The 14,479-nt window shown below is 64.0% G+C and carries 17 protein-coding genes; 7 read left to right on the plus strand and 10 right to left on the minus strand.

Features of this window, described 5'->3' with window-relative positions:
• Positions 1-21: 21 nt before the first annotated feature.
• Positions 22-1,128 (minus strand): efflux RND transporter periplasmic adaptor subunit, encoded by a 1,107-nt coding sequence (locus ABIA90_RS36970; protein WP_354121045.1) that lies wholly within the window; start codon positions 1,126-1,128, stop codon positions 22-24.
• A gap of 179 nt (positions 1,129-1,307) precedes the next feature.
• Between ABIA90_RS36970 and ABIA90_RS36975 the strand changes: the two genes are divergently transcribed.
• Entirely contained in the window at positions 1,308-1,529 is a 222-nt protein-coding gene (locus ABIA90_RS36975) for an antitoxin MazE family protein (RefSeq protein WP_063985199.1), read from the plus strand.
• Positions 1,526-1,879 (plus strand): type II toxin-antitoxin system PemK/MazF family toxin, encoded by a 354-nt coding sequence (locus ABIA90_RS36980; protein WP_063985200.1) that lies wholly within the window; start codon positions 1,526-1,528, stop codon positions 1,877-1,879. The genes ABIA90_RS36975 and ABIA90_RS36980 overlap by 4 nt, the downstream gene beginning before the upstream one ends.
• Before the next feature lie 100 nt (positions 1,880-1,979).
• On the opposite strand, the gene ABIA90_RS36985 is transcribed toward ABIA90_RS36980, so the two are convergent.
• Positions 1,980-3,311 (minus strand): MFS transporter, encoded by a 1,332-nt coding sequence (locus ABIA90_RS36985; RefSeq protein ID WP_354121046.1) that lies wholly within the window; start codon positions 3,309-3,311, stop codon positions 1,980-1,982.
• A gap of 82 nt (positions 3,312-3,393) precedes the next feature.
• On the opposite strand from ABIA90_RS36985, the gene ABIA90_RS36990 reads away from it, so the two are divergent.
• On the plus strand, positions 3,394-3,822 hold the full coding sequence (locus ABIA90_RS36990; RefSeq protein WP_354121047.1) for a ribosomal maturation YjgA family protein: 429 nt from the start codon (positions 3,394-3,396) through the stop codon (positions 3,820-3,822).
• 124 nt (positions 3,823-3,946) lie between these two features.
• Here ABIA90_RS36990 and ABIA90_RS36995 read toward each other — a convergent pair whose 3' ends face one another.
• The 3 genes from ABIA90_RS36995 to ABIA90_RS37005 all read right to left on the minus strand — a co-directional run bounded on the left by ABIA90_RS36995 (position 3,947) and on the right by ABIA90_RS37005 (position 7,250).
• Positions 3,947-5,110 (minus strand): winged helix-turn-helix domain-containing protein, encoded by a 1,164-nt coding sequence (locus ABIA90_RS36995; protein ID WP_354121048.1) that lies wholly within the window; start codon positions 5,108-5,110, stop codon positions 3,947-3,949.
• Positions 5,111-5,343: 233 nt separating this feature from the next.
• The gene (locus tag ABIA90_RS37000; RefSeq protein ID WP_063985204.1) at positions 5,344-5,589 is read right to left on the minus strand and encodes a hypothetical protein; all 246 of its coding nucleotides are present in this window, start codon (positions 5,587-5,589) and stop codon (positions 5,344-5,346) included.
• 251 nt (positions 5,590-5,840) lie between these two features.
• Positions 5,841-7,250 carry a caspase family protein gene (locus ABIA90_RS37005; RefSeq protein ID WP_354121049.1) on the minus strand — a complete coding sequence of 470 codons (1,410 nt, stop codon included), beginning with the start codon at positions 7,248-7,250 and terminating at the stop codon, positions 5,841-5,843.
• A 461-nt stretch (positions 7,251-7,711) separates the two neighbouring features.
• On the opposite strand from ABIA90_RS37005, the gene ABIA90_RS37010 reads away from it, so the two are divergent.
• Positions 7,712-8,353 (plus strand): OmpA family protein, encoded by a 642-nt coding sequence (locus tag ABIA90_RS37010; protein WP_354121050.1) that lies wholly within the window; start codon positions 7,712-7,714, stop codon positions 8,351-8,353.
• An 83-nt stretch (positions 8,354-8,436) separates the two neighbouring features.
• On the opposite strand, the gene ABIA90_RS37015 is transcribed toward ABIA90_RS37010, so the two are convergent.
• Entirely contained in the window at positions 8,437-9,867 is a 1,431-nt protein-coding gene (locus ABIA90_RS37015) for a phospholipid carrier-dependent glycosyltransferase (RefSeq protein ID WP_354121051.1), read from the minus strand.
• 51 nt (positions 9,868-9,918) lie between these two features.
• Between ABIA90_RS37015 and ABIA90_RS37020 the strand changes: the two genes are divergently transcribed.
• Together ABIA90_RS37020 and ABIA90_RS37025 are read left to right on the plus strand one after the other, a co-directional pair.
• Positions 9,919-10,620, plus strand: a complete 702-nt coding sequence (locus ABIA90_RS37020) for a FecR family protein (protein WP_063985207.1) — start codon at positions 9,919-9,921, stop codon at positions 10,618-10,620.
• A 2-nt stretch (positions 10,621-10,622) separates the two neighbouring features.
• Complete coding sequence (locus tag ABIA90_RS37025; RefSeq protein ID WP_354121052.1) at positions 10,623-11,780, plus strand: hypothetical protein; 1,158 nt, start codon at positions 10,623-10,625, stop codon at positions 11,778-11,780.
• A 155-nt stretch (positions 11,781-11,935) separates the two neighbouring features.
• On the opposite strand, the gene ABIA90_RS37030 is transcribed toward ABIA90_RS37025, so the two are convergent.
• From ABIA90_RS37030 to ABIA90_RS37040, 3 genes are all read right to left on the minus strand, one after another.
• Positions 11,936-12,424, minus strand: a complete 489-nt coding sequence (locus ABIA90_RS37030) for a VOC family protein (protein WP_354121053.1) — start codon at positions 12,422-12,424, stop codon at positions 11,936-11,938.
• Positions 12,425-12,467: 43 nt separating this feature from the next.
• Positions 12,468-12,896 carry a VOC family protein gene (locus tag ABIA90_RS37035; protein ID WP_085399112.1) on the minus strand — a complete coding sequence of 143 codons (429 nt, stop codon included), beginning with the start codon at positions 12,894-12,896 and terminating at the stop codon, positions 12,468-12,470.
• 130 nt (positions 12,897-13,026) lie between these two features.
• Positions 13,027-13,539 (minus strand): cupin domain-containing protein, encoded by a 513-nt coding sequence (locus ABIA90_RS37040; protein ID WP_028148584.1) that lies wholly within the window; start codon positions 13,537-13,539, stop codon positions 13,027-13,029.
• A gap of 128 nt (positions 13,540-13,667) precedes the next feature.
• Here ABIA90_RS37040 and ABIA90_RS37045 point away from each other — a divergent pair, with 128 nt between their 5' ends.
• Entirely contained in the window at positions 13,668-13,886 is a 219-nt protein-coding gene (locus ABIA90_RS37045; protein ID WP_028148583.1) for a CsbD family protein, read from the plus strand.
• A gap of 70 nt (positions 13,887-13,956) precedes the next feature.
• Here the strand turns inward: ABIA90_RS37045 and ABIA90_RS37050 are convergent, their stop codons facing one another.
• A complete protein-coding gene (locus tag ABIA90_RS37050; RefSeq protein WP_166084644.1) occupies positions 13,957-14,421 on the minus strand; it encodes an FKBP-type peptidyl-prolyl cis-trans isomerase in 465 nt (154 codons plus the stop codon).
• Positions 14,422-14,479 lie beyond the last annotated feature (58 nt).

Genomic DNA, 14,479 nt, shown 5'->3' on the forward strand with positions numbered 1-14,479 from the left:
ACACGACGTGACTCGTAAACTCTAGAAGGACAGCGACGAGACGATCCGCACCCGCTGGCTTGGATCGAGCTTCTGCACGCCGAGGGCCACGATCTTGGCGCCCTCGTCGACACCGCTGGTGATGATGACGTCGTTGCTCTCGTAGGACTTCACCACGACCGGCTTGAGCGTGACGGCGCCATTGTCGTCGACGACGTAGAAGGAGGGCTTGCCGCCTTCGTTGAACAGCGCCGACAGCGGCAGCCGCGCGACGCGCTCGGTCGCGGCATCCGACAGCGTCAGCGTCGCGGTCATGCCGAGCGAAACCTTGTCGTCGGCCTCGGGCAGCGAGAACTTTGCAAGATAGGTGCGCGTCGATGGATCGGCCGTCGGCGCGATCTCGCGCAGCTTGGCCGCATATTTCTTGTCCGGCTCCGACCAGAGAGTGACGCTGGCGGCGCCCGACTTGGCACGTCCAACCAGCGTCTCAGGGATCGCGACGACCGCTTCCTTCTCGGCAAAGCGGGCGACACGGATCGAAGTCTGGCCTGCGGCAACCACCTGGCCGGGCTCGATCAGCGTTGCGGTGACGACGCCACGGGCGTCGGCGTTGAGCGTCGCGTAGGAAAGGGAATTGTTGGTCAACTCGACCGAGCGCTCGGCCCGGTTCAGGCGCGCGCGGGCCTCGTCGGCGGCGGCGCGGCTCGAATCCATCTGGGCATCGGTGGTCCAGCCCTTGGCCTTCAGATCCTTGGCGCGCTGCTCGGCCGCGGCGGCCTGGGCCAGCACGCCGGTCGCGGCAGTCTGCTCGGCGACGGACTGCTCGGCCTGGAGCTTCAGATCGACCTCGTCGAGGGTCGCGAGCGGCTGGCCGATTTCGACGGTCTGGCCGACCTCGACCAGGCGCTTGGCAACCTTGCCGGCCACGCGGAAACCGAGATCGCTCTCGATCCGGGGCCTGACGGTGCCGACGAAGCTGCGCTCCGGCGTCTCGGCATCATAATGAGCGGTCGCGACCAGAACCGGCCGCGGCGGCTCGGCCTTTTCAGCGACGGTGTCATTGCACCCGGCCAGCGCCGCGGCCATCAGGGCCAGCGAGACACCCGCCAAGAGCTTGGAATAGCTGGACAAAACTGACCGAACGAACATCGGAGGACACTCCCGCGACTGCAACGAGAGGAATGTCGATTAATCACTGATAAAAGTCAATAATCGTCAGTCATCAGGAAAGCGTGATCGTTAAGGGGTGGTAAGGATTGGTGAGCCTTGTGCCGCTGGCAACGCGCACCATTTCTTGATAGGGTTACATGTAACCAACGGAAATACATATGAGCCCTTCAAAGCCCAAGCCGTCTCGTATGAAGGTGCAGGCCCACCGCGATCGATTGCGTGCACAAGGCCTGCGGCCGATCCAGATCTGGGTGCCGGATATCCGCTCGCCCTCCTTCCAATCGGAAGCCCATCGCCAATCGCTTGCGGTCGCAACGAGCTCACATGAATCCGAAGACCAAGGCTTCATTGATGCCGTATCCGATTGGACCGATGAATGAAGCGAGGTGAGGTCTGGACGGTGGCAGGCGGCAAGGACTATGCGGGCAAGCCGCGCCCCGTCGTCATCGTGCAGGACGACAGCTTTGACGCGACGAACTCCATCACTGTCTGCGCCTTCACGACCGACGAAACCGAGGCGCCACTTTTCCGGCTCAAGGTCGAGCCGAACGACGGCAACGGCCTTCGAGCTCCGTCTCGACTTATGGTCGACAAGATTACTACAGTGCCAAAAGCCAAGGTAGGAACGTTAGTGGGACGCCTAGACGATGACGACCTGCTGCGTCTCAATCGCGCTATTCTGGTGTTTCTCGGACTGGCTGGTTCGCAGAGAAGCGCCAGTGCAGATTAGCCCGGATGGAGCGCAGCTCAATCCGCGGCCTGCAGGCTGTAGCACGAGCAGTCCCGGATTTCGCTTCGCTCCATCCGGGCTACGCAGCGGTGCGGGCGGCCTACCGCCCCTGCCCGGCGAACTCGTGCTTGCTCTCGTGGCCGCCGACAAACACTAGGATGCCGGCGATCAGGGGCAGGACGGCCAGCACCAGCAAGCCGGTCGAGGTTTGGCCGGTGGCTTCCTTGACCCAGCCGATCAGGTAGGGACCGCCGAAGCCGGCGAGGTTGCCGATCGAGTTGATCAGCGCGATGGCGCCGGCCGCCGCCGTGCCGGAGAGCCAGGCGGTCGGCAGGGTCCAGAACACGCCGAAGCAGCAGAACACGCCGATCGCCGCGACGGTGAGCACCACCATCGTCATGGTGGGATCGGTGAGATAGGAGGAGACGGCCAGCGCGACGGCGGTGAGCAGCAGCGGCGCGCCGACATGCATCACGCGCTCGCGCGTCGCATCGGAATGCCGCGCCCACAGGATCATGGCGATGGTGCCGAACAGATACGGGATCGCGGTGACGAAGCCGGTCTGGGCGTTGGTGAGGCCGAACGCCTTGACGATCTGCGGCAGCCAGAACTGCATGCCATAGAGCGCGCCGACGAAGCCGAAATAGACGAGGCTCAGCATGATCACCTTCGGCGACGACAGCGCCTCGCCGAGCGACAGATGCTTCACCGCCTGCTTGGCCGCGATTTCCGAATCGAGCCTGGACTTGAGCCAGGCCTTCTGATCGGCCGAGAGCCAGTCCGCCTTCTCCGGCCTGTCGGTGAGATAGAACCAGGTGACGATGCCCAGCAGCACCGAGGGGATGCCCTCGATGATGAACAGCCACTGCCAGCCCTTCAGCCCCATCGCACCGTCGAGCCCGAGCAGCAGGCCCGAGACCGGCGCGCCGATCACGGTCGAGACCGGGACGGCGATGGCGAAGGCCGCAAGGAAGCGGGCACGATATTCAGCCGGGTACCAATAGGTGAGATAGAGGATGATGCCCGGGAAGAAGCCGGCCTCGGCGACGCCGAGCAGGAAGCGCAGCACGTAGAAGCTGGTGACACCGCTCGTCAGCGCCATCAGCGCCGAGATGATGCCCCAGGTCACCATGATGCGGGCGATCCAGCGGCTCGCGCCGAACTTCTCCAGCGCCAGATTGCTCGGCACCTCGAAAATGAAATAGCCGATGAAGAAGATGCCGGCGCCCCAGGAGAAGATCAGCGGCGTGAACTTCAGCTCCGCGTTCATGGTCAGCGCGGCGAAGCCGAGATTGACGCGGTCGAGATAGGAGAAGAAGTAGGCCAGCACCAGGAATGGAATCAGGCGCCAGGAGATGGCGCGGATCGTCGAGGTCTCGATTTCCGACTTGGCTGAGCCGGCGGAACCGGCATAGGTCGTGGTCTGGCTCATGGCTTTCCCCCCCGGGGTTGTTGCTTTTATGGGCTGATCCGGGGTTTTCAGCATCGCCGCGAAAGAGTCAATGGAGCGAGCAATGCACGGGGCGCAACCGGATAAACCTGTTGTGCCGCTACAGGCATCACTGATCCGCGCCGGCCTTGCTCTTGCGGTCATCGCCTGCGGGCTGTCCTTGCGCTGGTACGGCTTTCCCCTCGGGCTTCCCGCCTTCGTCGTAAAGTATGGCGGCTCGCTGCTGTGGGCGACGATGGTGTTTCTGCTGGTCGGGGTTTTGCTGCCGTGGATGTCGCGGAGCCGACTTGCAGCCATCGCCGTGGTGATCGCGATCGCCGTCGAGTTCTCCCGGCTGGTGCATGCGCCCTGGCTCGATGCGTTTCGGCTCACCACCGCGGGCGCGCTGCTGTTAGGACGGATCTTCTCGCTGTGGAATCTGGTGGCCTATGCGGTCGGGATTGCGTTCGGCGTTTGGGTCGATGGTCTTGTAGGGTGGGCAAAGGCGCGTTAGCGCCGTGCCCACCATTCTCCTTCGCGGACCACGATGGTGGGCACGCTTCCGCCTTCGCTCTTCGAGCTACGGCGGACAAGTCGCTTTGCCCACCCTACGAGACCGACGCCGTGGCGAGCGCCCCTCACTCCGCCAATTGAAACCGCTCGAAACGATCGAGCTCCTCCTCGATCACGCGCTTCAGCTCCTTGCGCCCCGCCGTCTTCTTCCCCTGCCCGACCCAGGTCCATTTCTGCATCAAGAGCTTCTTCGCCTGACGGTCGGTCTTGAGGTCAAGCGCCGCGACGATCTCGTCGCCCACCAGCACGGGCAACGCGAAATAGCCAAGCTGGCGCTTGGCCTTCGGCACATAGGCTTCGAACAGATGGTTGTAGCCGAAGAACAGATTGGTGCGCTTGCGCTGGATGATCAGCGGATCGAACGGCGAGAGGATGTGAACGAGATCGGGCGCGGCGCCCTCACCCGGCTCCAGCGCCGCAGGCGCGGCCCAATGCTCCTGCTTGCCGGCGCCTTCGATCGCAACGGGCACGAGCTCGCCGCGGCGGACGCGCGAGGCGACCAGCTGAGCGATCGCCTTCTTGCTCGGCGCATCGAGGTGGCAGATCGAATCCAGACTGACCAAGCCCTGCGACCGCAGCGCGCGGTCGAGCAGATAGGCCGTGATGTCTCTCGCCGACGCCGGCTTCGGCAGCTTGTCCCAGCCGAAGTGCCGCGTCATCAGCTCATAGGTCTTGAGCATACCCTGACGCGCGCTGACGGTCGCGACGCCGGTGTAGAAGGCGAGCTGCAAAGCCCGCTTCGAGGGTTTTCGGCTCTGCCAGAGATGCTCCTTCTCGGTGAGCACGTCGTCCTCGATGTCGCGGATCGTCAGCGGACCGGCGCGCAGGAGCCGCATCACCTTGCGCGTATCGGCCGGCTTAACCGAGGCGTACCATTTGTGCCCCTCGCGCCGGTGCTCGCGCATCGCCGGCAGGAAGAAGCGAAAATCGTTCGCCGGCACATAGGACAGCGCATGGGTCCAGTATTCGAACACGCTCCTGTCGACGCTCTGGGCCTGGCGCAGATCGGCACGTCGGTAGGACGGAATGCGGCTGAACAGGATGTGGTGGTGGCTGCGCTCGATGACGTTGATGGTGTCGATCTGCACATAACCGAGATGGTCGATCGCATCCGCCACCGCGCGCGCGCCCTCCCCGAACGGCGCGCGCTCGTCCAGCCGCTGGGCATGCAGCCAGATCTGCCGGGCCTGTGTCGCGGGGATCGGAAAGGGTTTGGGCGCGCGTGACATTGCAGGAGGCAATGTAGCCGGATTCGCGCCAGGAAAAAGAGAGACGCCAAAGAAGCTTTCTCAAGAAAAAGCCGCGCTGCCAACTGCTGACAGCGCGGCCGAACCGTGCGCGCCTCGCGCCTCACTTCATCGACATGGCCTTCTGCGCCTTCATGTAATGCGTGCAGGCGCTCTTCATCTTGCCGTTGCTCATAACGGTTTTGGCCATGGCTGCGCTGCGAGGGTGAAAGGCCTCAATTGCCGTTCTTTTGCACCTTGGGCCGGTCACCGAGGCTGCCGGTGGCAACGTCAGGCTCGCAGGACGCTTTGCCACGCACCTCCGCCTGGCAGCGATAGACGCTGCCGGTGAGGCGGTCGACCAGCCACATGTTCTCGTCGTTCGGACCGTCGAGGCCGACATAACGGCTGCTCAGCCCGGTGATCAGCGTGGACAGCAGGATCGCCACCGCGATCATCGCCGCACCGACATAGATGGGCATTGAGCTCAGAAAGACTGTCCGATCCTGCGGCCCGCCACGATAGAACTGGTAATCACTCGGCCTGGGCACTGGACTGAACTCGGCTCCCTTCCTCGGCGGTTATTGGACGCGGAGTCCTGCTAGGCGCCCAACTGGCCGAATTCTTGTTCGCACGCGGGCCATCACGCGACGGCTTTGCGACGATCGGTAAGCAAGGGTTTCCGGAACAAATTGGCGGCCCGAACCGGGCCGCCTGTTGCTCGCCTGCCGGCTCAGCGGCGGCCGAACAACCCGCCCATCATACCGCCGAACAGACCGCCGGGGCCGCCTGGCGGACCGGCACCGCCACCGCCGTAATGGCGCCGGCCGCCACCGCCGGAGGACCGGCGACGCGCCGGCTCGTCGTCTGCCTGTTCGGAGGACGCGCGGGTCGAGACAATCTCCGACAGCAGGGCCTTGTGCTGGAGCTTGTTGAGATAACCGGTCGCAGGATAGCCACGGGCAGCCTGCCACCGCCTCATCACGGAACGGGTCTCATCGTCGAACTTGCCCGTCGCCTTGACGTCGAAGCCGAGCCCGGTGAGGCGGCGCTGCACGTCGCGGCGCTGGTTCTTGTCCAGACCGATCTGGTCTTCAGACACCTGGTTGGCTTCTTCGGTAAAGGTCGCGGGATCGATCCCGGCCGAGAGGTTGCGGGTGGTAATGGATGGACCATCCTGCAACGCCGCGATGCGGGCGAGTGCGATCGATTTGAACGTGCCGTTGGGATAGCTGGTGAGATAGGCGTTGAGTTCCTCGACCTTGTTGGAGTCCCTGATCGAGCGCCAGAACTCGAGCTCGACGTCGGAGCCTTGCTTGCTCGCGGCCGACACCGGTGCGTTCGGCGGATCGGTCGTGGCCGCGGCCGGCACACCAACCGGATTGAGATAGACGTTGCCCGTGAGGTTGGTGTGCCCCCAGGGCAATTGCCCCTTGCTGGTCTCGTCACTGACCTGGGCACGGACCTTGGTCATCGCCTGCTGGATCTCGATCCCGGGCTGGGCAATGTTGGCGACGAGCGCGCGGGTGAACGGGCTGTTGGTGCCGGCCTCGCCGTCGAGCGCGGTCTGGCCGGGGCCGGTGGCAAAGGCAATCAGCGTGCCCTCGCCCGACTTCATCTCGGCAAGACCGGTCTGGACGTTGACGGAGCGGGTGGCCTTGGCCGAGCGGATCTTTGCCGCGAACGGATTGTCGCGGCAGGCGTCCAGGAACACGAGCTTCACCTTCGCGTCCGACATGGTCTGATCGAGCGTGAGGTCGACATTGATCGCCGCGCCCAGCTTGACGTCCATCTCGGATTTCAGGTCGGCGTCGACCGGCAACAGGTAGTTGACGCCGTTCACGGCAATCCCGTGGCCGGCATAGAAGAACACCGCGACGTCGGCGCCTTCGCTCTTCTTGCCGAACTCCAGCAGCTTCGCGGTCATGGCATCGCGGGTGAGGTTGGCGCCCTCGACGACGTCGAAGCCGACATTGCGCAGCACCCTGGCCATCGCCTTGGAGTCGATCGCGGGGTTGGGAAGCTGCGGGACGTTCTTGTAGGCGGCGTTGCCGACCACGAAGGCGACGCGCTTGTCCGCGAAGGCCGCGTTGCCGCTGACGAGAAATACGGCGATTGAAATTGCTGCGATCAAGAAGCGCATGATCATTCTCCCCTGATCCAAACTTCCTCGCTGCTCTCGGTTCGACCTGAGCCGATCCGATGAGAGCAATCTGATCCAATTCACAACGACGCACTGTGATCTGGATCACTCGGGGATTTCTGCTGCTCGAACCGAGCTGAGAGTCGCTGCGACGGTCGCTTTTTGGGCTGCTGACGCAGCGGGCAATACGGCTGGTGACGAACAATGGCCGAAAGATTGTACCTGCGCGGGCTGCGAGTCCAGCCGGTTCAGCTGTCGATGCCGAATGAGACGGCGCTTCTTCCCGGTGGCAGGGCACCGCCGCTGGCCCGACATGCCATGGATGCCGATCGGCGCCGGCGCTAGGATGCACGGGTCATTTCGGTCGTCTGGAATGTGACCCGCATCACATCGAGGCTGTTGAACCTTCCCTACGCTCGCAACATCAAATCGCCATCAGGCGTAACAGCGAGGATTCGACAATGACCCGTTTTGATAAGTTTTTTGGACTGAAGGCGATTACCCTCACGGCCGCGCTGTCGATGACGGCGGGCCTGGCTTTCGCCGGCGATAACGTCTCCGCCAACCAGATTCTGGATGCGCTGAAGCCGAAGCCGGCGACCCGCGGCCTGTCCGTCGGTCCGCAGGCCGATCCGGCGGTGCAGGCCAAGGAATCGACGTTCCTGAACACGGTGCGCAACCGCTCGACCCGGTCGCTCTCGACGGGCGAGCGCGAGCAGATCGCCGAGCTCGCCGCGACCAAGCCGAAGATCGATCTGGAGATCCAGTTCGACTACAACTCGGCCGACATCGCCAAGACGTCGGTGCCGTCGGTGCAGGCGCTCGGCAAGGCACTGTCCGATCCGTCGCTGAAGGGCTCGACCTTCGTGGTCGCCGGCCACACCGATGCGGTCGGCGGCGAGGAGTACAATCAAGGCCTCTCCGAACGGCGCGCCGACACCATCAAGAAGTACCTGGTGCAGAACTATGGTCTCAACGGCACCGAGCTCGTCACCGTCGGCTATGGCAAGACCAAGCTGAAGGACACCGCCAACGGCGCCGACCCGATCAACCGCCGCGTCCAGGTCGTCAACATGGAAGCCAAGACGACGGCGTCCAAGTAGATTGTCCAAGTGAACTTCAAGTGAACTTCAAATCATCGCCGCGCGAAACACGCCGCCTGCCACGATCGTGACAGGCGGCGATTTCATATCCAGCTCTGGAACAGCATCAACCGGTTGAACGTCTGCATGGACGTGCCGATGAAGGCCGCCGAGATCGGCAGCATCACCGCAAAGCCGATCGCCGCGACCCCGACATAGGCCCACAGCAGCCAGCGCGGCAGCCCCTCTCGTCGGAGCACATAGACCAGCGCAAGCGACGCCACGGTTGCGGCCGGCAGATAATAGTAGAGGAAGCCGAGCGTGCGCGGCAGCAAAGCCCAGGCGAGCCAGGAGCCGAAATAGAACGCCGCGATCAGGAACGCATCCCAGCGCCGCGCGACGATGAAGTCGCGCAGCACAACGGCGAGCGCGAGCAGCGCCGGCCACGCCACCAGCGGATTGCCGAGGAAGACGATCGCGGAGACATGGTTCTCCGAGGTCTTGTCGAACAGGAACCACACCGGGCGCGCGAGCAGCGGCCAGGATGGCCACGCGCTCATATAGGTATGGCCGGCGATCGCGGTCGTGGTGTTGTCGGCGAATATCCGGCGCTGCGCCTCGATCAGATCCGGCAGCGACGCTCCGTAGAGCGGTACGAAAGCGGCAAGATATGTCAGCGCCGGCAGCACGGCGAAGCAGAGCGCGACATGCTGCACGCGAAGATCGGGCCAGAGATCGGGCCGATACCAGTCGCTCGGATTCGCGTCGGCGAACAGCGTGCGCCAGCCCTGCATCAGCCGGATCACCGCAACCACAACGATGCAGATGCCGAGCGGAAACAGGCCGCTCCATTTGCAAGCCGCGGCAAGGCCAAACAACGCGCCCGCGAGCGCGAACAACGCATGCGGGCGCTCTCTTCGAAAGCCGTGCATGAAGGCGGCAATCGCGAGCAGGCCGAATCCGAGCGCGTAAATGTCGAGCATGGCGATACGCGCCTGCACGTAAAGCATCTGGTTGAAGCCCGCGATCGCCGCGGCGGCGATCGCGGGCCCCTGCGCGGAGAACAGCGCGAGCCCGCACAGATAGATCGCGACGATCGCGAGCGCGCCGAACAAGGTCGACGGATAGCGCCAGCCCAGCGCATTGTCGCCGAAGGCTGCGATCGATGCCGCGATCAGCTCCTTGGCCAGCGGCGGATGCATCGGATTGAGCGTTGGTTGCGAGATCGTGGGTGCCAGCATCTGCCGTGCCGCCGGCACGTAATGCACCTCGTCGAAGACGAACTTCTCCGGCGCCGTCAGGCCGATCAGCAGCGCGAGATGCGCGACCAGGAAAATCGCGACAGCGATCACTGCGCTCTGCGACACCTTCGGAACCGCGGGCAATTCGAACGGCTGCTGTGGGACTATTTTGCGTGGCAAATCTGCTTCACCGCGGAGAAAAACAAAGACGGCACTTTTCATTGAACGCATTCTGCCGCAACTGTCACTAAGCATAACGCACGTCCAGCGCCGCTTGTGATAATTTCGCCACATCAGAAGCGCGCGCGATCCGGTACGATCAGGGACATATCGATCGGTTGCGAAATGAATTTGCGTTTCTGGCTTTTCCCAACTCTGTTGTCGGCACTCGTCTGCGCGGCGCCTTGCGCGCAGGCACAGACGCGCGTCGGCGAAGCCGTCGTGATCCAGAACGACGTGGTGCGCGTGGCCACGACCACGACGCCGATCAGTGTCGGCGACAGCATGTTGCGCGACGAGACCGTGCGCACCGGCGCCGACAGCGCCGCGCGCTTCGTCATGGCCGACAGCACCAACCTCTCGCTGGGCCCGAGCGCCACGCTGAAGCTCGACCGCACCGTCTTCAATGACGAGCACAGCTATCGCGACGTCGCGATCCGCATGACCACGGGCGCATTCCGTTTCGTCACCGGACATTCGGAAAAGACCGCCTACAAGATCACGACACCGCTCGCGACCATCGGCGTGCGCGGCACCACGCTCGACATCCTCTCCCAGCGCGGCCGCTCCGTCGTCGTGCTCCAGGATGGCGCCGCCAGCGTCTGCACGACGAGCTCCCAATGCGTGCAGCTCACCCAGCCCGGCGACACCGCAATCATCACCTCGGCCGGCGGCAAGGTCAGTATCACCAAGACCAACACGCCGCCCTGGACCTTTGCCGCCAATTGCGCCGCAAGCGCCGGGCTGTGCTCGGTCAACCAGTACGCGGACGCCTCGCCGACCATCACGCCTGCCGTCCACGACGACGGCATGCTGTGCGGGCGGTGATGATGGCGAAACTCGACGTCAGACGCCTCGTCCTCGCCGCCGCGCTGACCGCAACCGCTGTTTTTGCGTTCTTCGCGTTCAATGCGCGACCGGCGGCAGCGCAGGCGGCTTGCGAGTCCGGATGCGGTGGGCCGGCGCCCTCTCCGTCGCCGACCTATTCGCCGTCGCCGTCGCCGACACCCACACCGACACCCTCCCCTTCGCCGAGCCCCTATCCGTCGTCCTCGCCGAGCCCGTATCCACCGCCTCCACCTTCGGGCCCGACCGGCGCGGACTCCAGCGGCAATTCGATCGGCGGCCTCGCCAACCAGCGCTTCAACCAGATGATCACCAACCGGGTGCTCGGCACGGTGCTGCTCGGCGTCAACGAGCAGGTCAATTGCAGCGACTGCATCAGCGCATTCGGCTCCGCCGGCTCGTTCTCGGCCGGTATTCACGGCCGCAAGGAGCTGACCAACAACCTGTCGCTGCTCGCCGGCATCGCCTACACGCAATACAGCGAGGGCGGCTACAACATCACCAGCGCGCCGATCGGCGCGTTCGCTCTGCGCTATGACTTCACCGACTGGGGCTCGTCGCGCCCGTTCTTCGACGTCGGCACCATCCTGACGCCGTGGGAGAAGGCGCGCTACACCCGCAACTACAACACCAGCCTCGGGCCGGTGAGCGTCACGGGCTCGACCAACGCGTCGAATTACGCCGTCTATGGCCGTGCCGGCTGGATGAGCCGCTTGTCCCCGCGTGACGAATTCGCGGCCTCGATCGAAGTCTGGCAGCTCTGGCAGCGCGTCTCCGGCTATTCGGACAGCGCCGTGGCGTTCAATCCGTTCGACGCCTCCATTGCGACCGGCACCGACCGCACCAGCCTGGTCAAGATCGGCGGCCAGTGGACGCACCTCTTCGGCAGCAACATCGAGACCAACATCAATGGCGGCTGGGTGCAGTCCTTCGCCAGCCATGGCGGCATCGTCGCCACCGTGACCGGCGACGGCCTGGTGGTGCCGACGATGGGCAACCAGGGCTGGTTCGAATATGGCGGCCGCCTCGGCTTCCGCGTGCAGAAGGGCTGGATCGTCGACCTGTTCGCCAACGGCACGCTGGGCCCGCAGCCGGTGGGGAACACCATCCATGGCGGCGTGGGGTTGCGGATTAATTACTAGGGCGGGATCTCGCCCCAAATTCCGCTGTCATGCCCCGGCTTGACCGGGGCATCCAGTACGCCGCAGCCTATCGATTGACCACTAGCGTCTCGGAGTACTGGATCGCCCGATCAAGTCGGGCGATGACAGTGAATATGTGGCTAGAGCATGCCACCTCACGCCGCCGACTTGCCCTCGAACGCCCGCTGGAGCACTTCCACATCGAGCTTGACCATCTTCATCATGGCCTGCATCGCGCGCGCAGCCGCAGCCTTGTCTGGGCTCGACAGGAATTCGAACATCACCTTCGGCACCACCTGCCAGGATACGCCCCAGCGATCGCTGATCCAGCCGCACTGCTGCTCCTTGCCGCCATGAGCAAGGAACGCGCTCCAGACGCTGTCGACCTGAGCCTGGTCGTCGCAATGGATCATCAGGGAGATTGCGTGGGTATATTCCACCTTCATGCCGCCGTTGAGCGCGACCAGGGGCTGCCCGGCCACCGTGAACTCGACGACGAGCACGGAGCCTGTCTTGCCGGACGGGCCGTCCGAAACGTTGCGCTGGACGTGCGTGATCTCCGAGTTCGGAACGAGCGAGACGTAGAACTTCGCGGCTTCCTCGGCATCGCCGTTGAACCACATGCAGGGCACGAGCTTGGACATCGTGAATGCTCCTCTTGAGATGGTCGATGTTCGTTGGCTTCGGTCAGGCGTTCGCCATGTCGGACTGCGCGGCGAAGGCTGCCATGTCCATCCAGTTCACGCCCCACATATGACCGTCCGGATCCTCGAAGCTGCGGCCGTACATAAAGCTGTATTCGTCCTTCGGGCTGGGATCGGCCACACCGCCCGCGGCCTCGGCCTTGCCGACGACGTCATCGACCTCGACGCGGCTGTCGGCCGAGAGGCAGAGCAGCACCTGGTTGGAGGTCTTGGCATCCGCGATCGGCTTCGGCGTGAACTTGCGGAATTTGTCGTGGGTCAGGAGCATGGCGAAGATGGTCTCGGAGAAGACCATGCAGCTCGCCGTCTCGTCGCTGAATTGCGGGTTCCTGACCGCGCCGACAGCTTCGTAAAAGGCCGTCGCGCGCTTGAGGTCGGTCACCGGCAGATTGACGAAGATCATTTTGGGCATCGGAGGCTCCTTGGGCGGGGTTCTGCCCAAGGACGGATGGCCCGACGGCCATCCGACACGGCTTCCGAATATTTTTTGAAGGCTGTGCCTGCGTGGTTCTGTCGCACAGAACCAGCGGGCTTTCAGGCCCTTACTTCTTCTCGTTGGGATCCCGGTGCACGGGGTCGATCCACAGCACGGTCTCGGGCTTCTCGACCGGCTCGATGTCGAGGTTGATCGCGACCGCCTCGCCGTCGCTGCGCACCAGCACGCATTCCAGCACCTCGTCCCGGCTGGCGTTGATCTCCTGATGCGGCACGTAAGGCGGGACGAAGATGAAATCGCCGGGGCCGGCCTCCGCCGTGAATTGCAGGCTCTCGCCCCAGCGCATCCGCGCCTTGCCCTTCACCACGTAGATGACGCTTTCGAGATGGCCGTGGTGATGCGCACCGGTCTTGGCGTCCGGCTTGATGCTGACCGTGCCCGCCCACAATTTCTGCGCGCCGACGCGCGCGAAATTGATCGCGGCCGCACGGTCCATGCCCGCCGTCGACGGCACGTTGGTATCGAGCTGATTGCCGGGAATGACGCGCACGCCGTCATGTTTCCAGCGATCGTCATGATCGTGGTCATGGTGGGAATGCGTGTGATCATGGCCGGTCATGGGACTTGCTTTCTGTTGGTTCCGTGCGCGGCAAGCTAACCAAAGCGGGCCTATCAAGCCATACCCAAAATCGGAACTCTCGTAGTCGGCAGGCGTTGTTTTCGCGAGCCAACTGGAAGGAGAGTTTCATGGGTAGCACGAGCGACAAGATCAAGGGCACCGCTAACGAGGCCATCGGCAAGGCCAAGCAGGGCATCGGTGAAGCCACAGGTTCCGATCGCCTGAAGGGCGAAGGCGTGGTCCAGGAAGTGAAGGGCAAGGGCCAGCAGGCCATGGGCGACGCCAAGGACGCCGCGAAGGAAGCAATCGATCGCGCAGCGGCTGCGGCAAAGCGCGCGGCGGAGTGACGCGCGTCAGTCTGAAAGCGAAAAGACCGGCCGCGAGGCCGGTCTTTTTGTTTCCGTGGGGACGTGCGGTTCACTTCACCGCGAGCAATTCCACGTCGAACATCAATGTCGCGTTCGGCGGGATCACGCCGCCGGCGCCGCGCGCGCCATAGCCGAGCTGCGGCGGGATGATCAGCGTGCGCTTGCCGCCGACCTTCATCGTGGCAACGCCCTCGTCCCAGCCGGCGATGACGCGGCCCTTGCCGATCGGAAACTCGAACGGCTCGTTGCGGTCGACCGACGAGTCGAATTTCTTGCCCTTCTGGCCGTTCTCGTAGAGCCAGCCGGTGTAGTGCATCACGCAGATCTGGCCGGGCTTCGGCGAGGCGCCGGTGCCGACAACGCTATCAATGGTCTGCAAGCCTGAAGCTGTGGTCATGGGTTTTCCTGCGGTCTGGGCCGAGGCCGTGGTGGAAACGAATGTCGACACGCCGGCGATCACGGTGATCGCGAGTGCCGACATGATGGCGAGGAGTGCGCGCTGGAAACGCTGCATAAGAGACCTTCCGTTTGAGGCGGAAGGTGTCTAGCGCAACGAAGCAATCGTTTCCAGC

It is taken from the genome of Bradyrhizobium sp. LA6.8 (assembly GCF_040547935.1).
GTDB classification, from domain to species: Bacteria; Pseudomonadota; Alphaproteobacteria; order Rhizobiales; family Xanthobacteraceae; genus Bradyrhizobium; species Bradyrhizobium barranii.